This window comes from Rothia sp. LK2492 (genome assembly GCF_040946345.1).
Lineage (GTDB): Bacteria > Actinomycetota > Actinomycetes > Actinomycetales > Micrococcaceae > Rothia > Rothia endophytica.
This window is the reverse complement of record NZ_JAYWLX010000007.1, coordinates 72,111-88,828: the sequence shown is the minus strand read 5'-3', so window position 1 is coordinate 88,828 and position 16,718 is coordinate 72,111. Positions and strand designations below refer to the sequence as shown.

The 16,718-nt window shown below is 57.1% G+C and carries 14 protein-coding genes; 6 read left to right on the top strand and 8 right to left on the bottom strand.

All coding sequences use genetic code 11. From position 1 onward, the window contains the following. The first annotated feature begins 405 nt into the window (after positions 1-405). The 3 genes from VVR27_RS08870 (at position 406) to VVR27_RS08860 (ending at position 4,263) form a co-directional block, all read left to right on the top strand. The gene (locus VVR27_RS08870) at positions 406-2,061 is read left to right on the top strand and encodes an L-lactate permease (protein WP_368548021.1); all 1,656 of its coding nucleotides are present in this window, start codon (positions 406-408) and stop codon (positions 2,059-2,061) included. Between the two features lie 171 nt (positions 2,062-2,232). Beyond that, entirely contained in the window at positions 2,233-2,874 is a 642-nt protein-coding gene (locus VVR27_RS08865) for a class I SAM-dependent methyltransferase (protein WP_368548020.1), read from the top strand. Between the two features lie 99 nt (positions 2,875-2,973). Further along, complete coding sequence (locus VVR27_RS08860) at positions 2,974-4,263, top strand: cytochrome P450 (RefSeq protein ID WP_368548019.1); 1,290 nt, start codon at positions 2,974-2,976, stop codon at positions 4,261-4,263. 82 nt (positions 4,264-4,345) lie between these two features. On the opposite strand, the gene VVR27_RS08855 is transcribed toward VVR27_RS08860, so the two are convergent. Genes VVR27_RS08855 through VVR27_RS08840 form a run of 4 tightly spaced genes read right to left on the bottom strand, consistent with a single transcriptional unit; the run spans position 4,346 to position 7,605 of the window. Then, complete coding sequence (locus tag VVR27_RS08855; RefSeq protein WP_368548018.1) at positions 4,346-5,608, bottom strand: Mbeg1-like protein; 1,263 nt, start codon at positions 5,606-5,608, stop codon at positions 4,346-4,348. Between the two features lie 27 nt (positions 5,609-5,635). Then, a complete protein-coding gene (locus tag VVR27_RS08850) occupies positions 5,636-6,313 on the bottom strand; it encodes a DNA-3-methyladenine glycosylase I (protein WP_368548017.1) in 678 nt (225 codons plus the stop codon). A gap of 30 nt (positions 6,314-6,343) precedes the next feature. After that, complete coding sequence (locus tag VVR27_RS08845; RefSeq protein ID WP_368548016.1) at positions 6,344-7,075, bottom strand: alpha-ketoglutarate-dependent dioxygenase AlkB; 732 nt, start codon at positions 7,073-7,075, stop codon at positions 6,344-6,346. After that, positions 7,075-7,605: a methylated-DNA--[protein]-cysteine S-methyltransferase gene (locus VVR27_RS08840; RefSeq protein ID WP_368548015.1), complete on the bottom strand. Its 531-nt coding sequence runs from the start codon at positions 7,603-7,605 to the stop codon at positions 7,075-7,077. The genes VVR27_RS08845 and VVR27_RS08840 overlap by 1 nt, the downstream gene beginning before the upstream one ends. Positions 7,606-7,868: 263 nt before the next feature. Here VVR27_RS08840 and VVR27_RS08835 point away from each other — a divergent pair, with 263 nt between their 5' ends. Next, positions 7,869-8,288, top strand: coding sequence for a low molecular weight phosphatase family protein (locus tag VVR27_RS08835; RefSeq protein ID WP_368548014.1), 420 nt, complete (start codon positions 7,869-7,871; stop codon positions 8,286-8,288). Continuing rightward, the gene (locus VVR27_RS08830) at positions 8,269-9,504 is read left to right on the top strand and encodes a class I SAM-dependent methyltransferase (protein WP_368548013.1); all 1,236 of its coding nucleotides are present in this window, start codon (positions 8,269-8,271) and stop codon (positions 9,502-9,504) included. The genes VVR27_RS08835 and VVR27_RS08830 overlap by 20 nt, the downstream gene beginning before the upstream one ends. A 73-nt stretch (positions 9,505-9,577) precedes the next feature. On the opposite strand, the gene glpK is transcribed toward VVR27_RS08830, so the two are convergent. The 4 genes from glpK to VVR27_RS08810 form a co-directional block, all read right to left on the bottom strand. Further along, on the bottom strand, positions 9,578-11,137 hold the full coding sequence (gene glpK, locus VVR27_RS08825) for a glycerol kinase GlpK (protein WP_345447192.1): 1,560 nt from the start codon (positions 11,135-11,137) through the stop codon (positions 9,578-9,580). Between the two features lie 112 nt (positions 11,138-11,249). Further along, complete coding sequence (locus VVR27_RS08820) at positions 11,250-12,059, bottom strand: MIP/aquaporin family protein (RefSeq protein WP_346871608.1); 810 nt, start codon at positions 12,057-12,059, stop codon at positions 11,250-11,252. A gap of 283 nt (positions 12,060-12,342) precedes the next feature. Further along, a complete protein-coding gene (locus tag VVR27_RS08815; RefSeq protein ID WP_368548012.1) occupies positions 12,343-13,731 on the bottom strand; it encodes an MFS transporter in 1,389 nt (462 codons plus the stop codon). Positions 13,732-13,939: 208 nt separating this feature from the next. After that, positions 13,940-15,655: an FAD-dependent oxidoreductase gene (locus tag VVR27_RS08810; RefSeq protein WP_368548011.1), complete on the bottom strand. Its 1,716-nt coding sequence runs from the start codon at positions 15,653-15,655 to the stop codon at positions 13,940-13,942. Between the two features lie 112 nt (positions 15,656-15,767). Between VVR27_RS08810 and VVR27_RS08805 the strand changes: the two genes are divergently transcribed. After that, the gene (locus VVR27_RS08805) at positions 15,768-16,709 is read left to right on the top strand and encodes a sugar-binding transcriptional regulator (protein ID WP_368548010.1); all 942 of its coding nucleotides are present in this window, start codon (positions 15,768-15,770) and stop codon (positions 16,707-16,709) included. Positions 16,710-16,718 lie beyond the last annotated feature (9 nt).

The following is a 16,718-nucleotide window of genomic DNA, read 5'->3' as shown; positions in this document are numbered from 1 at the left end:
TATAGCTGAAGCTTAAATGGACATTAGGGCAGAGAAGAATAGCGCAAATATGGTTTTGTGTGGCTTTTGGGCTACATTGCTAACTGCTTGAATCTGCTCATCGAAATGAGACGAAGAACATTGACTTAGGGTGCAAGAGCCCCAAAAGGCGGTCATATGAGTGAGTGCTATTCCCAAAATATGGCTCTGACTTGTGTTGATAAACAAATGTTGGAGGGTCAGCTGAATGGGAGTAGAGGGGGTGTTGAGTCTTCTTATTTCAGAGCAATTATCGCGGGACTGCATGTGTTGTTTATTCGTATTTCGTGTTGGAATAAGTGGTAATTTAGGAGATGAAGGTGCCCCAAGCACACACACTATTACCCAAGAACGACACGTTGCTCCTAGAAAAGGAAACCTACCCACATGTGGCAGCAGGTCTATGACCCACTGAATAATCAGGCTCTCTCAGCTCTCGTAGCCTCCATTCCCATCCTCATTTTCTTGCTCGGTCTTACCGTGCTCAAGATGAAAGGCCTCCACGCAGCCTTAGTGTCGCTAGCATCAGCGGTGCTTCTAGCCATTTTTGTTTTTGGCATGCCCGCGGCGTCCTCCCTTTCTGCTATCGGTTACGGATTCCTCTCGGGTATGTGGCCCATTGGATGGATCGTACTCATGGCTGTTTGGCTCTACCGCATCACCGTACGCGCCGGTAACTTTGAGATCATCCGTGGCTCGGTCTCAGCGATTTCAGCTGATCAGCGTATTCAGGTGCTCCTTATTGCCTTCTGCTTCGGCGGTTTTCTCGAAGGGGCGGCAGGCTTTGGTATCCCCATCGCGATTTGTGCTGCCCTGCTGGTAACTCTAGGCTTTGAGCCGGTCAAGGCTTGCCTGGTCGCGCTGGTCTCTAACGTGGCTTCCGGCGCCTATGGTGCTATCGGTATCCCTGTGCTGACCGGCTCAACCGTTTCAGGAGTGCCCCAGGCCGACCTTAATGGCATGATGGTGTGGGTTCTGCAGATTATTTCTGCCTTTATCCCCGTTCTTCTGGTCATGATGTTGGACGGTTTGCGTGGCCTAAAGCAGACCGGTCTTCTTGCTCTGGGACTGGGCGTGGTTGTTTCGGCTGTTCAGTCTGGCGTCCTGGTAGCTCTGGGGCCTGAGCTGGCTGATATTATCCCCTACCTCTTGGGCTTGGTCCTTCTTGCTCTCATCATGATGAAGTGGCAGCCTGCCCATATTTACCGTGAGCCCGGTGCCCCCAGCCTCGAAGAGTTGGGGAGTAACGCTGCCGGGTTTAGCTTCACTGGAATCTTCAAGGCCTGGAGCCCCTTCATTATCCTTTCCGCCATGATTCTGCTGTGGAGCACACCCACGATCAAGACTCTCGTACGCCCCGCCACCGATACCACCGCTGCAGGTCTGTTGAACTGGACAACCGTTCCCGTTCAGATGCCCAATCTGCACGGTGCTATCTCCCAGGTCGCCCCAATTGTTGCTCAGGAAACCCCCATGAAGGCTGTTTGGAACTGGAACAGCTTTGCGGCATCGGGTACAGCTATTCTCTTCGCGGCACTGATAACTATTCTGATCTCTAACATCAGCTGGAAAGCCGCCTTCGAAGAACTCGGTGGTGCCTGGAAGCAGCTCTGGAAGCCGATTCTCATGATCTGCCTGGTGATGGCCGTTGCTAATGTCATGAACTTCGGCGGCATGTCATCTGCTCTGGCGCTAGCGCTGGCAGCAGTTGGTTCCGTGTTCCCGCTGCTCTCACCCGTCATCGGTTGGATTGGTGTGTTTGTGACCGGATCAGTGGTCAATAACAACACTCTTTTTGCAGGTCTTCAGGCGACCACTGCCTCCCAGATTGGTGCCAGCCCCTCGCTACTGGTGGCTGCTAATACGGCCGGTGGGGTGATGGCGAAGATTGTTTCGCCGCAGTCTATTGCCATTGCGGCAGCTTCAGTGAACATGGCTGGGCAGGAATCAAAGATTACCAACGCAGCTATCAAGGTCTCCTTGGTTCTCCTTGCAATTCTCTGCCTCTGGGTTTTCGTGCTCTCGATGATCATGCCAGCCTAGTATTTCTAGAGAAGAACATGTGAGGACGCCGGTGCCGGCTTCGCTTGGGCGGGGTAAGTGACTGGCGTCCTCTCTTGTATGCCTACTGCGAATAATTCTCAATAGTGGGATGATCGGGGATGGTGCGGGATAAGCTAGAACCCGATAGTAAACCCTTAGAAAGGAAACGTCGTGCTCGATGTAGACCCCCATGAAAACCCTCTAGAATTTTGGAACGGGCTGTACTTGTCCAAGGAGCAAGTTTGGTCCGGGAAAGTCAATCAGACGCTGGCTGCTGTTGTTTCAGAGCTACCACCTGGCCGGTCTCTTGATTTGGGATGTGGTGAGGGTGGGGACGTCCTCTGGTTGGCGGAGCAGGGATGGCAGGCTACCGGGTTTGAAATCTCTGATATAGCGGTTGAGCGCGCCCGGGCAGAAGCTCAAGCTAGGGGGCTGGTGGAACGGGCTCACTTTAGGGCGCACAACGCGCAAGACTGGCAGCCTGCTGAGGCAGAAACCTTTCATCTGGTTACCGCGAGTTTCTTTCAATCCCCGGTCTTTTTAGCTCGGGATGAAATTGTTAAGAAAGCTGCCGGTCAATTAGTGCCCGGCGGTCACCTGGTGCTTATTTCCCACGCGTCGCCACCTAGCTGGTACGAAGGGGAAATCCCCGATCACTTTATTACCCCCGAGGACGAACGGCGCAATCTAGGTTTGGACGCTGAAGGCTGGGAGCTGGTGCGCGCTGAACTCATCACCCGTGACATTTTTAGCGCGGATGGTACCCACGCAACTATCGATGACTGTTTAATTGTTGCTCGTCGCACTTTATAAAAAATTGAAGATTAAATTGAATTGCAAAGACAAATTACTCACAAGTAACACGAAGGCGAGGGTGCGCTCTAAACCTGCAAAAGAAAGTAGACTTTTTGTATGAGCATCACCATTAAGCAAAACCCCTTCAAAGACCAGCTTCTTACCTTTTTTAAGGACGGCTATCTCTTTGCCTCCCGTCAGCGCAGCAAGGCAGGCCTGCCGGCTGATTCGCACTGCCCGGTTACCATCAATGCCCTGGGCGGCAAGGCAACCATCATTCGCGGTGAGGACGCCGTGGATTTCTTCTATGATGAGAGCATCATCAAACGCGATGGTGCTATGCCCTCCTTGGTGCAGGGCCCTCTCTTTGGTGAAGGCGCCGTGCACACCCTGGATGGCGAAGCCCACAAGGTGCGCAAGGCAGCCATGGTAGCCATGGCCTACGAGGACACCCGAGTAGATACCTTCCGCGAGTACGTTGAAGAAGAAATGAAGGCCGTCATCGAGCGCTGGAAGACTAAGCCAGGGAACATCTACGATGACGTTGCCGTAGCCTACGGTCGTGCAGCCTTCCGCTGGGCCGGCGTACCGGCGTCCGATGAAGAACTGAACAAGCGCGCCACCCAGATGAGCCACCTGCTAGATACTTTCGGTGAGGTTAAGCAGAACGTTCTGGCCTGGATTGACCGCAAGAAACTGGATAAGTGGGCTGAAGAGCTCATTCAGGGTGTGCGCTCAGGTGCCACCGCCGTTGACGCCGACTCCGTTGTGCAGCACATGGCTGATTTGCGCGATGAAAAGGGCGAGCTGGTTTCCGCTAAGTTGGCCGGTATCGAGCTGCAAAACCTGACCCGCCCCACCGTGGCTGTCTCTCGCTTCGCTGCCTTTGCTGCCGTGGCTCTGGTACAGAACCCCGAGTGGGCGCAGAAGGTGAAGGCTGAGGTTGAAGAAAACGGCGGCCGCCTCATCAACCTGCCGATTGCTACAGCCTTTGCCCAGGAAACCCGACGAGTCTACCCGTTCGTGCCCATGCTACCTGGCTTCGTCACTAAGGACGCCGAGGTCTCGGGCTGCCCCGTTCAGAAGGGGCAGCGCGTACTCATGGACATCCTGGGAACCCACACTTCACCCAAGGTCTGGGAGAACCCCAGCGAGTTCAACCCCCAGCGTTTCTTGGATATTGAGGACTACGAGCAGGTCAAGGGCTTCTTGCCCCAGGGTGGCGGCAGCGTACAGGACGGGCACCGTTGCCCCGGCGAGAAAATCGCCGTGGCGGCTCTGTCCTCTACCATCGCAGCGCTCTCAGCTGACAACGTGACCATCGCCCAGGAAGCCGATGACACCACCTTCAGCATGACCCAGCTACTGACCCGCCCCAGCACCGGCGTGCGCGTCAGCGTCGCGTAGGGAAGTAAACCCTCGGGGAGATAAACCCTTGAACACATCGGTACCGCCGAGCGTCGTCAGTGACCGGGTGCCTAGCAACCCGCTAGGCACCTGGCTGTTTCTCTGCCGGTGCAGCGTCCCGTTCCAGTAGTTTTTGTAAGCTCAGTGGCACACCGGTTTTTGTTACTTGCTGCATCAGGAGTTTTTGAGGGAACTTAGGTGGGGCTGCTAGCCAGACCGGTACAGACCGGCCCTCTTTAATTTGCTGCTTTTCAGCCTTCTTCTGTTCCTTCCACAGCTGCACATAGTCATCCGCTAACCGGCTCACCAGTTCAGCGGTCTCCGGCTCAAGTTCCGCGGTCTTGGTTCGCATGAGCTGGATAAAGGGGAGCACCTTGATCCCAATATCGAGCAGGCTGCCATAGCCCTCACCCATGGCAAGATCGAAACACACATCCACCACCTTTTCGATATCTTCCGGTGCATGTCGGGTGAGCCACTCACAGGTCACCTTCGCCACGCGCTCGCTGGCACTGGTGGTGGCGTCCTTATGTTTGAAGGTGCCCGTCTCATCGACCTGCCAGAAAAAGACCGAATGTTGCATGAGCCCGATGCCGCCGCTTGCTACCACCTCTTGCTGGGTTTTGCGGAACATGAGCCGGCCCACGATGCTGTCCTCGGGTATAAAGTCCCTGATTTTGGGGAGCAGGCGCAGATACCCCGGGTTTTTCAGAAAAGCTTCGGTGAAGCCGGGGGCATCAAAGGCGAGGACGCTTTCCACCCGTCTTTCTAGCTCCTGCGGCTGGGCAGCAGTAGCGAACACGGCAAGATGCCCGCCCTTAGAATGGCCGGTCACATAGATGGGGGTGGAGGCATCCTGCTTGAGGTTATCTTCCAAATAATTGACCGCTAACAGCTGGGAGGGGATTTCCTTCTGCGCTGCCAGATGGAAGTCCTCTTTCCACCCGACCAGGGAATCATCGGTTCCTCGAAACACGACCTGCCTGAAGACTCCCGGAACAACCAGGGTGAGCGCCGCAAACTGAACCTGTTCTGTGGCGTCTAAATGTGCCCGGTAATGAAAGAAACGTAGGGTAGCAAAACGGGGTGATGTGGCTACCATCTTGAGCAGTTGCAGACGCTGGTTGGTGGCAAGAAACCAGTTGGTCCGTAGCGTGCTGTCGGTGACGAACTCCTGATAAATCTGGGCTGCTGAGATGCCCCGGGCAAAGCCGCGATGGTCCTCTGCGATATCGTCCAAGGGGAGGTAGGCTAGCTCGTTGAGCAGACAAAGATCGGCTTCGGTCAAGGGCAGCTCGTCTAGGGGGATAGCGAAGGTTTTCTGCGCATACTGCAGCAGGTGCATTCTTAGCCTTTCAGTGTTTACACCAGTCTAACGTGCTTGCCCGCCCGGTTCCCACAGCTCTGATGAGCCGCGTCTATGGGAGGTCAGCAGGTGGGTATCGACCAGGCCGATGGCCTCCATGAGGGCAAAAGCACTGGTAGGGCCAATGAATGAGAACCCTTGCTGTTTGAGGATCTTTGCCAGTTGAGTCGAAGTGTTGCTGTGTGTAGGTATGTCAGAAACAGCGTGGGGCCTATACGTGCTGGAGGGCTGAAAAGACCAGATGAGGGCGGGCAAACCTGGCGCTACCTGCAGGCCGTTAGCCAGCACCCTGGTCTGTAAGGAAATACTGCTGCCATCCGGTTTTTGAAGAGAAGTTAGGTCGCGTAACCTGAGCGTGGCTCTCGCATTGGATCTAGCTGCCCGAATCTTACCCCGGTGGCGAATAATTCTGGAGTCGCTAGCTAACCGTTCTACGTCCTCATCAGTGAGAGCTGCTACCTGCTCGGGCTCAAAACCGGAAAAAAGTTCCCTGAAGGCATCTCTTTTCGTAAGAATCGTGCGCCAGGAGAGCCCTGCCTGGAAACCCTCTAAACAGAGCCGCTCAAAGACACCGCGCTCATCGGTGACCGGCATGCCCCACTCGGTATCGTAGTAGAGCCGCATCAGCTCATCGGCTTCAGCCCAGTTTGGCCGAACCAGCCCATCGTTACCCGGTGTGCTCATATCCCATTCTCCTTCTGCTCTTTGAAAACTCTAAGCCAGTTTCTCTGATGCGTGCAGGCCAGTGACGCGCAGTGTGATGTTGATGCGCCCCTCCGGTAGCAAGCAGTCGGATGGGGTAGTGCCCTCCAGAAGTTTTGGTACCCCGTGATACATGAAACGGCTGGGCCCGCCAAAGACCAGAAGGTCACCGGAAGCAAGCAGAATATCTTGGTAGGGCCTCGTTTTTGTTTCGGTATTGCCCGCTCTGAACAGCGCCGTCTGGCCAATGGAAAGCGAGACGACCGGGGCGCTGGAACGCTCCTCTTTATCCTGGTGCATGCCCATGGACGTTCCCGGTGCGTAGTAATTGATAAGTGCCATATCTGGGCTGTAGGTACCAGCCCACGTTGCTAATTCAGGCACGGAAAGCTGGGGCCACGAGCTGGCGTGGGAGCTACTATAGGCGTCCTGTAGTGCCTTTCTACCAACCCCCACTAGCCAATCTGGCACCGGGGCTGGTGCGCGTCCGCCAAATTCTGGTGCTGACCGGCTGTAGCTGTAGTTGCTCCAGTGCCAGCCCAGGGAGGTGAGCTTAACCGACATTTTCTTGCCGTAAATTTCGGGGTGGTGGGGCGGTATGCTGCCAGCACCCCAGCGGTGGAACTGAGTAACCAGAAAATCCTGCTGCTCAACGGTGAGCCAGCCGGGCAGGTGAATGACGCCGGGTGCCAGCTCCTGCGGCTGGCGGGGCAAGAGGCTGTCGGTGAAGAGAGCATCGACCACTAGAAGAGCTGACCCTTTTCTTCCGCTGAAGGGGATTCTAAATTCAGCAGAAATTCTTTGCGGTCCAGCCCACCGGCGTAACCTGTCAACTTACCATCAGCTGATAGAACGCGGTGGCAGGGTATGAAGATGGAGCACTTATTGCGGCCCACTGCCTGGCCCACCGCCTGCGCAGGTGCATGCGGGCCCACCACCTTGCTAATAGCTCCGTAGGTGGTGGTGTAACCGTAGGCGGTGCCCTTGAGATGCTCCCAAACCGCTAGCTGAAAGTCGGTGCCTTCGGGGTGCAAAGTGACCTCAAAGGCGGTGCGGGTTCCAGCGAAATATTCTGCGAGTTCTCGGGCTGCCTGCTCCAAGACCGGGTGGTCGGTGAGGTCTTTGCGTTTGCCTAAATCACGAGCCATGGGAAAGTGCGCCTGACCTTCAAAGTAAGCACCAGTGATTGCTTCATTTTCAGCAACCAGATACATGCCTCCAAGAGGCGACTCAAAGATACCGTAGACGCGCCGGGCCAGGTCAGTTTCACTCATAACTCTATTGTGACACGTGACATGGCAGGGCTGGTGACGGCGAAGCCGTTGTTAACGTGATAGTAGGAGCCGCTGAAAACATCAGCGACTTCAAGGATATGGGCTTGGACGTCATCGTTGAGGTTCCTGCTTCAATGGAGCTTATGAGGCAGGGGGTCCTACCTCTTGGGCCAGCAGATTATTCTAGGTCAGGGAGAACTTGGGCGGCATGAGCCGATTCGGTGGTCTCCCGCCCTGCTACCCAACCGCGTAGACTAGCCCCTATGGCACATACTCACCCCACCGTACTTTTTGTTTGCAACACCAACGGCGGCAAGTCTCAGATGGCTGCCGCGCTGGCAACCTTGGACGTTCCCCACGTCTTCACCGCTATCTCAGCCGGCCTTACCCCCGCTGATGCCGTGAACGGGCAGGCAGCTGCCTCCCTGGCGAAGATTGGAGCTGATATGGCCTCCAAGACACCCACCCAGTTGACTGACGACATGCAGCGCTCAGCTGATGTGGTGGTCACGGTGGGGGACGCGGCTACCCCCGAACTCGAAGGCGTCAAATACGTGCGCTGGAACATCATCGACCCTTCAGTCTTTGGGGCTAAGGGAGATGCCCGCATGGACAAGCTGCGCGATGACCTGCGCGAGCGCGTCAATGACCTAGCGGGGGAATTTGGCACCTGCTGCAGCTAAGCGAAGTATCGATATGGTGAAGAACCTCATAGACGCAGCCGATGAACGCGCTGAAGCTCTGGACCGCCTGATTCTGAGGGACGCTGACCAGCAGCTCACCGGCGTGGATGCCGGGGATATCGTAGTGCTAGAAGACAGTAGCGAGGCACTGACCCTGCAAGCCCTGGCAAGGGTTCTAGATGAATCTGACACTGCACCAAGGGTGCTGGTGCGTTATCGCTCCTACCAGCAGGCCCACGCTATGCGCGCCCTGGCTCACCGGCTACTCGAGAATCTGGGGCAAGATGCCGCAGCTCGGCTGGTGGTTGCCGGTCTGGACACCGAAGCTCTGGACCTTGAAGGAGCTCTAGCGGAGTGCTCGCTGAAGCCCACTCTGGCCCTGGGTCGCCTCCCTAAAGCCTTGGCCGCCCTCGATGACTGGAGCCGTGCTCTAGACCGCCACAGCGCGCAGACTACTACCGATGTTTCGCTCTGCCTGGGTGGCAACACCAAGCACATGACCCGCACCATGAACACGGTGCTAGAGCAAAGCTTTAGCGAGGTCTGGGCTGGACGCGGCCAGGGAAAGTTCCGTGCCTTACTAGCAAAGGCACCCCGCCAGAGCGTCCTGGCCCATACCGTCGAAGAGACCCAGATGCCGGCGGGCACTCTGCGGGGTCTGGGCGGGGTTTTCTCCGGTGGACGTGAAGACCGCGGGGGTTCTTATCTGGCAGATATTGCCTGCGACCTCCTATCTACTTTAGACCGTCCAGCTGATGGCGCAGCGCTACGCGTCCTCGACCTTGGTTGCGGTAACGGCTCGGTATCTCTGCGACTCCTGCATCGGGCGCAAGAACTTGGCATACCTTTGGTGCTCACCGCGACCGATTTAGATGCGGACGCCGTGCGTTCGGCTACGGAGACCCTGGCTCCCTACCGAGCAGGGGAGCAGACCGCCACGGTCACCTGGGACGATGCTGCCGCTGGTTCAGCGTCGGGTAGCTTTGACCTGCTGCTACTCAACCCGCCCTTCCACGAGGGCACCCGGCTGGATGCCACCATGGTGCGTCCGCTGCTGGACGCCGCCACTCGGCTCCTTGCCCCGGGCGGGCGGTTGCTTTTGGTGCACAATTCGCACCTGCGCTACCGCGCCCAGCTAGAAGACCGTTTTGAGGAGGTGGAGCAGCTGGGCCGCAATGGCACCTTCACGGTGCTGAGCGCCTGCGGCACCCTTTAGCCTTCCGACCTGAATAAAAATACCCGCTGTCTGTGCAGACAGCGGGTACTTTTATGGGGATTTCAGCTGGAGACTAGTCCTGCTCAACGTCCTCATCGACCCATTCGAGGGTGCGGGCTACAGCCTTCTTCCAGAGGCGGTACTGGCGTTCGACTTCGTCCTGGTCCATTGCAGGTTCCCAGCGCTTGTCTTCTGCCCAGTTGTCGATGACATCCTGCTCGCCGTCCCAGAAACCAACGGCGATACCGGCGGCGTAGGCTGCACCGAGAGCGGTGGTCTCGATGACCTTGGGGCGGATGACGGGTACACCAAGGAGGTCTGCCTGGAACTGCATGAGGAACTCGTTGGCGGTCATGCCGCCGTCCACGCGCACCTCTCCGAGGGAAACCTTGGTGCCGGCTGCCTCTGCGTCAGCGTTCATAGCATCCAGCACCTCGCGAGTCTGGAAGGCAGTTGCCTCCAAGGCTGCGCGGACGATGTGGGCCCGGTTGACATAGCGGGTGAGGCCAACGATGACACCGCGGGCATCTGAGCGCCAGTGGGGTGCGAAGAGACCAGAGAAAGCAGGAACGACGTAGGCGCCGCCGGTGTTCTCTACGCTGGTTGCCAGTTCTTCTGACTCTGCAGCGTTGTCGATCATGTGGAGGTTATCGCGTAGCCACTGAATCAGGGAGCCGGAGACTGCAACTGAACCCTCGAGGGCATAGACCGGGTCAGCGTCGCCCAGCTTGTAGGCAACGGTGGTGAGCAGACCGTTTTCTGAAATCACGGGTTCGGTGCCGGTGTTCATGAGCATGAAGTTACCGGTGCCGTAGGTGTTCTTCGCCATGCCCTTTTCGAAGCAGGCCTGACCGAAGGTCGCTGCCTGCTGGTCGCCTAGGATGCCGGCGATGGGCGTGCCATTGAGTAGGCCCTTCTTGCGGCCGTAGCCGTACACCTCTGAAGAGGACTTAATCTCGGGCAGCATGCTCATGGGGATGCTCATGTCAGCAGCGATGGACTCGTCCCACTCCAGAGTCTTGATATTCATAAGCAGGGTACGGGAGGCATTGGTGACGTCGGTAACGTGCACGCCGCCTTTCACGCCGCCAGTGATGTTCCAGAGCACCCAAGTATCGGTGTTGCCGAAGAGTAGGTCGCCGGCTTCTGCCTTTTCGCGGGCGCCCTCCACGTTATCCAGAATCCACTTGATTTTGGGGCCTGAGAAGTAGGTGGCGAGGTTCAGACCTACGATGTCGTGGTATTTACCTGCGCCCTCTTCGCCGCCCAGCTCGTCACAGATTTTCTGGGTGCGGGTGTCCTGCCAGACGATGGCGTTGTAGATGGGTTTGCCGGTGGTCTTGTCCCAGACCACGGCGGTTTCGCGCTGGTTGGTGATACCGACGGCAGCGATTTCGTGGTGGTTGACCTCAGCCTTGGTCAAGCACTCACCGACAGCCTGGCGAACGTTCTTCCAGATTTCGAGGGGGTCATGCTCAACCCAGCCTGCCTTAGGGAAAATCTGTTCGTGCTCTAGCTGGCCCACTGATTTGATTTCGCCCGCCTTGGTGAAGAGGATGGCGCGTGAGCTGGTGGTGCCCTGGTCGATGGAAAGAATGTACTTCTTACGCTCGGGCAGTTCGGTCTTAGTCATGGTGACACTTCCTTGTGTATGGGTGGGTGGGTGGGTGGGGCAGGACACCGGGTAGGTAGCTACCGGTAGCGGGGTGAGCCGCGGCGTCCTGCCGCTCTATATATGAAGGAGGTTATGCGCCTGCGATGCCAAGAACCGCGGGAACGATAAGGGCAGCAGCAGTTGCGCCCAGGAGGGGGCCGACGACGGGTACCCAAGAGTAGGACCAGTCTGAAGCTGACTTGTTCTTGATAGGCATCAGGGCGTGGGCAATACGCGGACCAAGGTCACGGGCAGGGTTGATGGCATAGCCGGTGGGAGTGCCCAGGGAGAGACCGATGGACACAACGATGATAGCAACAGCCAGGGGGCCAAGGCCTGAGGGGGTCTGGCCGGAAGCAACCACGAAACCTACCAGCACGAAGGTACCAATAGCTTCGGTGAGGATGTTCCAACCGTAGGAGCGAATAGCGGGTGCGGTGCAGAAGACGCCGCGGGAGACACCGGGTTCAACAATATCGAAGTGCTTTTTGAAGGCTAGGTAGGCGCCCCAGGCTCCCAAGAAGGCACCGAGGAACTGGCCGGCAAAGTAGACCAGCATGGCGGTGAAACTTGGTGCGATACCGGGTGCAAAATCGTTCCCGGCAACCATCTGGCCCACCGTGACGGCGGGGTTGAGGTGAGCACCGGAGGGCCCTGAAACGTAGACTGCAGCAAAAACAGCGAAGCCCCAGCCGAAAGCGATGTTGATCCAGTCAGCGCCCTTAGCGCCAGACTTGGGTAAACTCACTGCTGCTACAACGCCTGCACCCAGAAGAAGCAGGATGAATGTGCCCAGGGTTTCTGATGCGAATGCACCTAGGAGGGTGGCGGTGCCGTCAGCATTGACGAGGGCACTTGCCTGCACGCTGGCTTCAGTGCCAGTTGCTAATAGTGAGCTCATAGAGACCTCTTTCACATAGGTGTGAAGAAAACGTCCGGTGGACGTTCCACAAACTGTTTTGAGTTTTATCGGTTGGTTCAGGGTGCCAGCTGGGCTGGCATCTAAAGATGGGCGAACCAGCTCCTCTTTAGAAGATTTTTTCAGTGTACCGACGTAGGGCTTCATCATTGAGTTGAATCTAGCGCTCTAGGCGGGTAAATTTTTCAGATTTTGAATTCATTGGGTCTGGCTTGAAACTATCGCTGATTTCAAGCCAGACCATTATGGCTGAGTGATTATTGGGTTAGTGGGTTTGCTCAGCCTTCTTGAGCAGTGCTCGTTCGTCCTTGCCGATGATTGCCATCAGTATCAGGGCGAGCACTACGATGCCCATAAGGCTGGCGAAGGCTACGTTCCACCCGTAGTACTGGATGAGCAGGCCTACACCGGTTGAGGCTAGAGAAGCGCCCAGCAGATAACCAAATAGGCCGGTGAAGCCGGCAGCTGTACCAGCTACGTTGCGCGGTGAAAGGTCGATGGCCTGCAGACCGATGAGCATCACGGGGCCGTAAATGAGACCGCCGATGATAGCAATCAGCAGGTAGAACCAGCCGATGGGGGTGGTGGCAGGCAACCACCAGTAGACGCCCAGAGCGATGCCGACGCCTGCGATGAAGACCAGACCAGCGCCTGAGCGCCAACCCTTAAAGACCTTATCGGAGAGCCAGCCGCACAGAAGGGTTCCCACAATGCCAGCGAGCTCGTAGATAGCGAAGCCGAGGATGCCGTCTTTGACGTTGGTACCGTGAATTTGGTCGGTGAGGTAGATGGGGATCCAGTTAAGCACGCCGTAACGCAGGGTGTACACAAAGACGTTGGTGATGGCGAGCAGTACGATTACGCGGTTGGTGAGCACGTGCTTGAAAAGCAGCTGCTTCCAGTTGCCCTCACCGGTTTCGGCCTCAACTTTGGCGGGGTCCTGCTTGTACTCCTCGATGGTGGGCAGGCCCATTGCTTCAGGGCGGTCACGAATGGTGAAGAAGGCAAAGACAGCCACCAGGAGCGCCACAATAGCAGGAGCCCAGAAAGCGGGGCGCCAGTCAGCTTCATTGACGGCAAAAACGTGCAGTGCCCACACAGCGATACCGCCAACTGCGGCACCGCCCACGTTATGAGCACAGTTCCAAATAGAGGTCATAACGCCTCGTTCTTTGGTGGAGAACCAGTGCACCAGCACACGGCCAGAGGGTGGCCAGCCCATACCCTGAACCCAGCCGTTAATGAACATCATGGTGGCGAAGAGAGTGATGCTGGCAGAAACGGCCGGCACAAAAGCAATGAAGAGGTTGACGATAGCTGACAGCGCCAGTCCAAGAGGCATGAAATAGCGGGCATTCGCGCGGTCAGATAGCATCGCCATGAAGAACTTAGACAGACCGTAAGAAAATAGCACGGCGTTGGCAACAATGCCGATGCCGACCGGGGTGAGCACATCGTACTCTTTGAGGATAGCTGAGACCAGGGAAACGTTATTCCTAATCAGGTAAAAGCCTGCATACCCAATGAAAATGCCCATAAACACGCTGAAGCGGTATTTTTTGTACAGCTGGGCTACCTTATGTTCAGCAACCGGCGGCGCTGCCGGTGGGGCTGACAAGACACCGAGGGTAGAGCGGTGCTGAGAGTCTTGCATGTGTTCGTCCTTGAACTGTATTGATAGTGTGAATTGAATTGAATTGAATTGAATTGAATTGAATTGAATTGAATTGAATTGAGTTGAGGGTGCGGGTAGGCCCGCACCCTCTATTGCGGTGGCTCGGTATCACCTCTGATCCCAAGCCACAACATCTTGTGTGTAGAGTGCCGTTCCGCTGGTTAGCCTACGATAGTGGGGACGTTCATCAGATGGTCGGTTGCCCGTTCTCTGAGGTTTCAGTTGAAGCTGCCTCAATAGCCTCGACGCGCTCGCGGTAGGTGGCTAGCTCGCGCTGCTGAGTTGCCTCGTCCCAGTCCAGTTCTGGTGCCATGATTGAGATAATCTCTTCGGCAGCAGCCAGGCCACGGTCCTTAGCTTCAAGGTCTAGGCGAACGCGGCGGATGAGCACATCCTCCAGGTGTAGGGCACCTTCTGCCCGCACAGCCTGCAGGACGTCAGCACGCAGGAATTGGGGTGCGGCAGCCAGGGGAACACCCAGTGAGGGGTCCTTTCCAATCTGATCGATGATGTCGGTCAGTTCAGCGCCGTAGCGTTCAAGTAGGTGATCGGTGCGGGCAGCATCCCAACCGTTTTCTGCAGCCAGGGCCTCAGCGCGGGATGCAAGAACCTCGTAGCCTTCTGCACCGACCAGCTTGATCCTCTCGGTGACCGAGGGCAGGGTCTTAGCGCGCTCACCCAGGGCGAAGTCCACAGCGTCCTCTGCCATGACGCGGTAGGTGGTGAGTTTACCGCCGGCAATGGCGCTCATGCCCGGAGCGATCTGGGTGACGGTGTGCTCGCGGGAGACCTTGGTGGAGGACTTATCTGAACCGTCCTTAAGCACCGGCTGCAGCAGCGGGCGTAGGCCAGCGAAGGTGCTGATAACGTCTTCGTGGGTCAGTTCATCGGCAATGAGCTTGTTGGCCTGCATGAGCACGTAATCGATGTCCGCGCGGGTTGCCACGGGGTTGAGGCGATCCTGCTGGGTGTAGGGGGTGTCGGTGGTGCCGATGATCCAGTAGCGCTGCCAGGGGATGATGAAGAGAACGGACTTTTCAGTCTTGGTGAAGATGCCGCTGGTTGCTTTAATACGGTCGCGGGGCACGGTGATGTGCACGCCCTTGGAGGCAAGTACCTTAAGCCCGGCGTCCTGGTTGGCTAGAGCTTCGGTTTCTTCAGTCCATACGCCGGTTGCGTTAATGATGTGCTTGGCTTTGACGGTCTTTTCGGTGCCGGTCTCAAGATCTAGAATTTTAGCGCCGATGACCCTACCGCTAGCGTCCTTTTCGACGCCGGTGACCTTGGCGCGAGTGGCTGCTAGTGCGCCGTAGCCGGCGGCGGTGCGGACCAGGTCAATAACCAGTCGGGCGTCGTCCACGCGGGCATCGTAAAACTGGATGGCGCCAGAGAAAGCGGAATCCTTGATATCGGGGAAAACCTTTTTGGTGCCGGACTTGGTGAAGTGCTGCTGGGCGGGCACGGTCTTGCGGCCGCCTGCACCAACGAAAGCTAGGGTGTCGTACATGCCGATGCCTACTGCTGAGTAGGCACGCTCAATGAGGGGTAGCTTGAGGGGCCAGAGGAAGGGCTGCGCCTTGACGAGGTGGGGAGCGGTGCGCTCGAGCAGCAGGCCACGTTCTTTAAGCGCCTCAGAAACGAGCTTAAAATCTAGGTTGTAGAGGTAACGCAGACCGCCGTGCACTAGTTTAGATGACCAGGCGGAGGTGCCCATAGCCCAGTCACCAGCCTCAACGATAGCGGTGCGCAGGCCACGGGTGGCGGCGTCCAGAGCGATACCCGCACCGGTGACACCACCGCCGATGACGAGAATGTCGACTCCAGCATCGTCGGTCATGGCCTCAAGGGCGGCGGTGCGGGAAGCGGCGGTGAGATGGGATTTAGCTGTGAATGTTGCGCTCATAATAGCTCTCCAGAAAAAAATACGATGGATGTGAAGTCTGTTACCATTTGAACTGCGAAGTGCAAAAAAATGCAAAATGTTTGAGCAAAATTTCACTTAGAATAGGAAAGTGATGAGCAAAAGTAAAAATTTGATGTTTGACGCCGCGCACCTCTACTACGTAGAACACCTAACCATGGCGGCGATCTCTGCCAGGTTGGGGGTTTCCCGGCCTACTGTGTCCAGGCTTCTGCAGAATGCGCGTGAAAGCGGTGTAGTGACTATTCGGCTCAATGAGGAGCTACGACCCAAGGAGCCTTTGGCGAACCGGCTAGCCGACCTGTACCGGGTTCGCGTCCACATGGCTCAGGTGCCAGCGGGAGCCAGTGAGACGGTGCGCATGCGCAGTGTAGCGGCGGCAGGCGCTAAGCTCTTGGATTCACTGGTACACCATGGCACCGTGCTGGGCGTTGCCTGGGGCTCTACCGTGACGGAGGTGGCACACTTTTTGCCCAAACGTCCGCTGAATGATGTCACCGTGGTGCAGCTCAACGGGGCGGGCAATGCCCACCACACCGGCATCCCGTATTCGGGGGCAATTTTGGGTCAGGTGGCGTCTGCCTATAACGCCCGCATGGTGCACTTCCCCGTGCCGGCTTTCTTTGACTTTGCCGAGACCAAGGCGGCCATGTGGCGAGAGCGCAGTGTGCGCGGTGTCCTGGCGGTGCAACGGTCTGCTGATGTGGCGCTCTTTGGGGTGGGTGCCTTTGGTGGCTCTATTCCCTCCCACGTCTATGTCGGTGGCTACTTTAATGGGGAGCAACTGGCGTCCATGCGAGGGGAGGGTATCGCTGGTGATATTTGCACGGTCATGATTAGGGAAAACGGCACCTGGGCTGACTTGGACGTTAATCGCCGGGCGACCGGGCCAACCCCGGCTGAGCTGGTGAAGGTGGGCAGGCGGGTCTGCGTAGCGGCGGGCACTCACCGCGCCGCTGCCCTGCGCGGGGCACTAAAAACCGGTGTCATCACCGACTTGGTGGTGGGCAGCGACCTGGCTGAGTTGTTGCTTTAAAGCAGGGTT

Excerpts from the sequence above, each read along its gene's own strand:
- VVR27_RS08870 (WP_368548021.1), top strand. The coding sequence starts at position 406 with ATGTGGCAGCAGGTCTATGACCCACTGAATAATCAGGCTCTCTCAGCT.
- VVR27_RS08860 (WP_368548019.1), top strand. The coding sequence starts at position 2,974 with ATGAGCATCACCATTAAGCAAAACCCCTTCAAAGACCAGCTTCTTACC.
- VVR27_RS08855 (WP_368548018.1), bottom strand. The coding sequence starts at position 5,608 with ATGCACCTGCTGCAGTATGCGCAGAAAACCTTCGCTATCCCCCTAGAC.
- VVR27_RS08850 (WP_368548017.1), bottom strand. The coding sequence starts at position 6,313 with ATGAGCACACCGGGTAACGATGGGCTGGTTCGGCCAAACTGGGCTGAA.
- VVR27_RS08840 (WP_368548015.1), bottom strand. The coding sequence starts at position 7,605 with ATGAGTGAAACTGACCTGGCCCGGCGCGTCTACGGTATCTTTGAGTCG.
- VVR27_RS08835 (WP_368548014.1), top strand. The coding sequence starts at position 7,869 with ATGGCACATACTCACCCCACCGTACTTTTTGTTTGCAACACCAACGGC.
- glpK (WP_345447192.1), bottom strand. The coding sequence starts at position 11,137 with ATGACTAAGACCGAACTGCCCGAGCGTAAGAAGTACATTCTTTCCATC.
- VVR27_RS08820 (WP_346871608.1), bottom strand. The coding sequence starts at position 12,059 with ATGAGCTCACTATTAGCAACTGGCACTGAAGCCAGCGTGCAGGCAAGT.
- VVR27_RS08815 (WP_368548012.1), bottom strand. The coding sequence starts at position 13,731 with ATGCAAGACTCTCAGCACCGCTCTACCCTCGGTGTCTTGTCAGCCCCA.
- VVR27_RS08810 (WP_368548011.1), bottom strand. The coding sequence starts at position 15,655 with ATGAGCGCAACATTCACAGCTAAATCCCATCTCACCGCCGCTTCCCGC.
- VVR27_RS08805 (WP_368548010.1), top strand. The coding sequence starts at position 15,768 with ATGAGCAAAAGTAAAAATTTGATGTTTGACGCCGCGCACCTCTACTAC.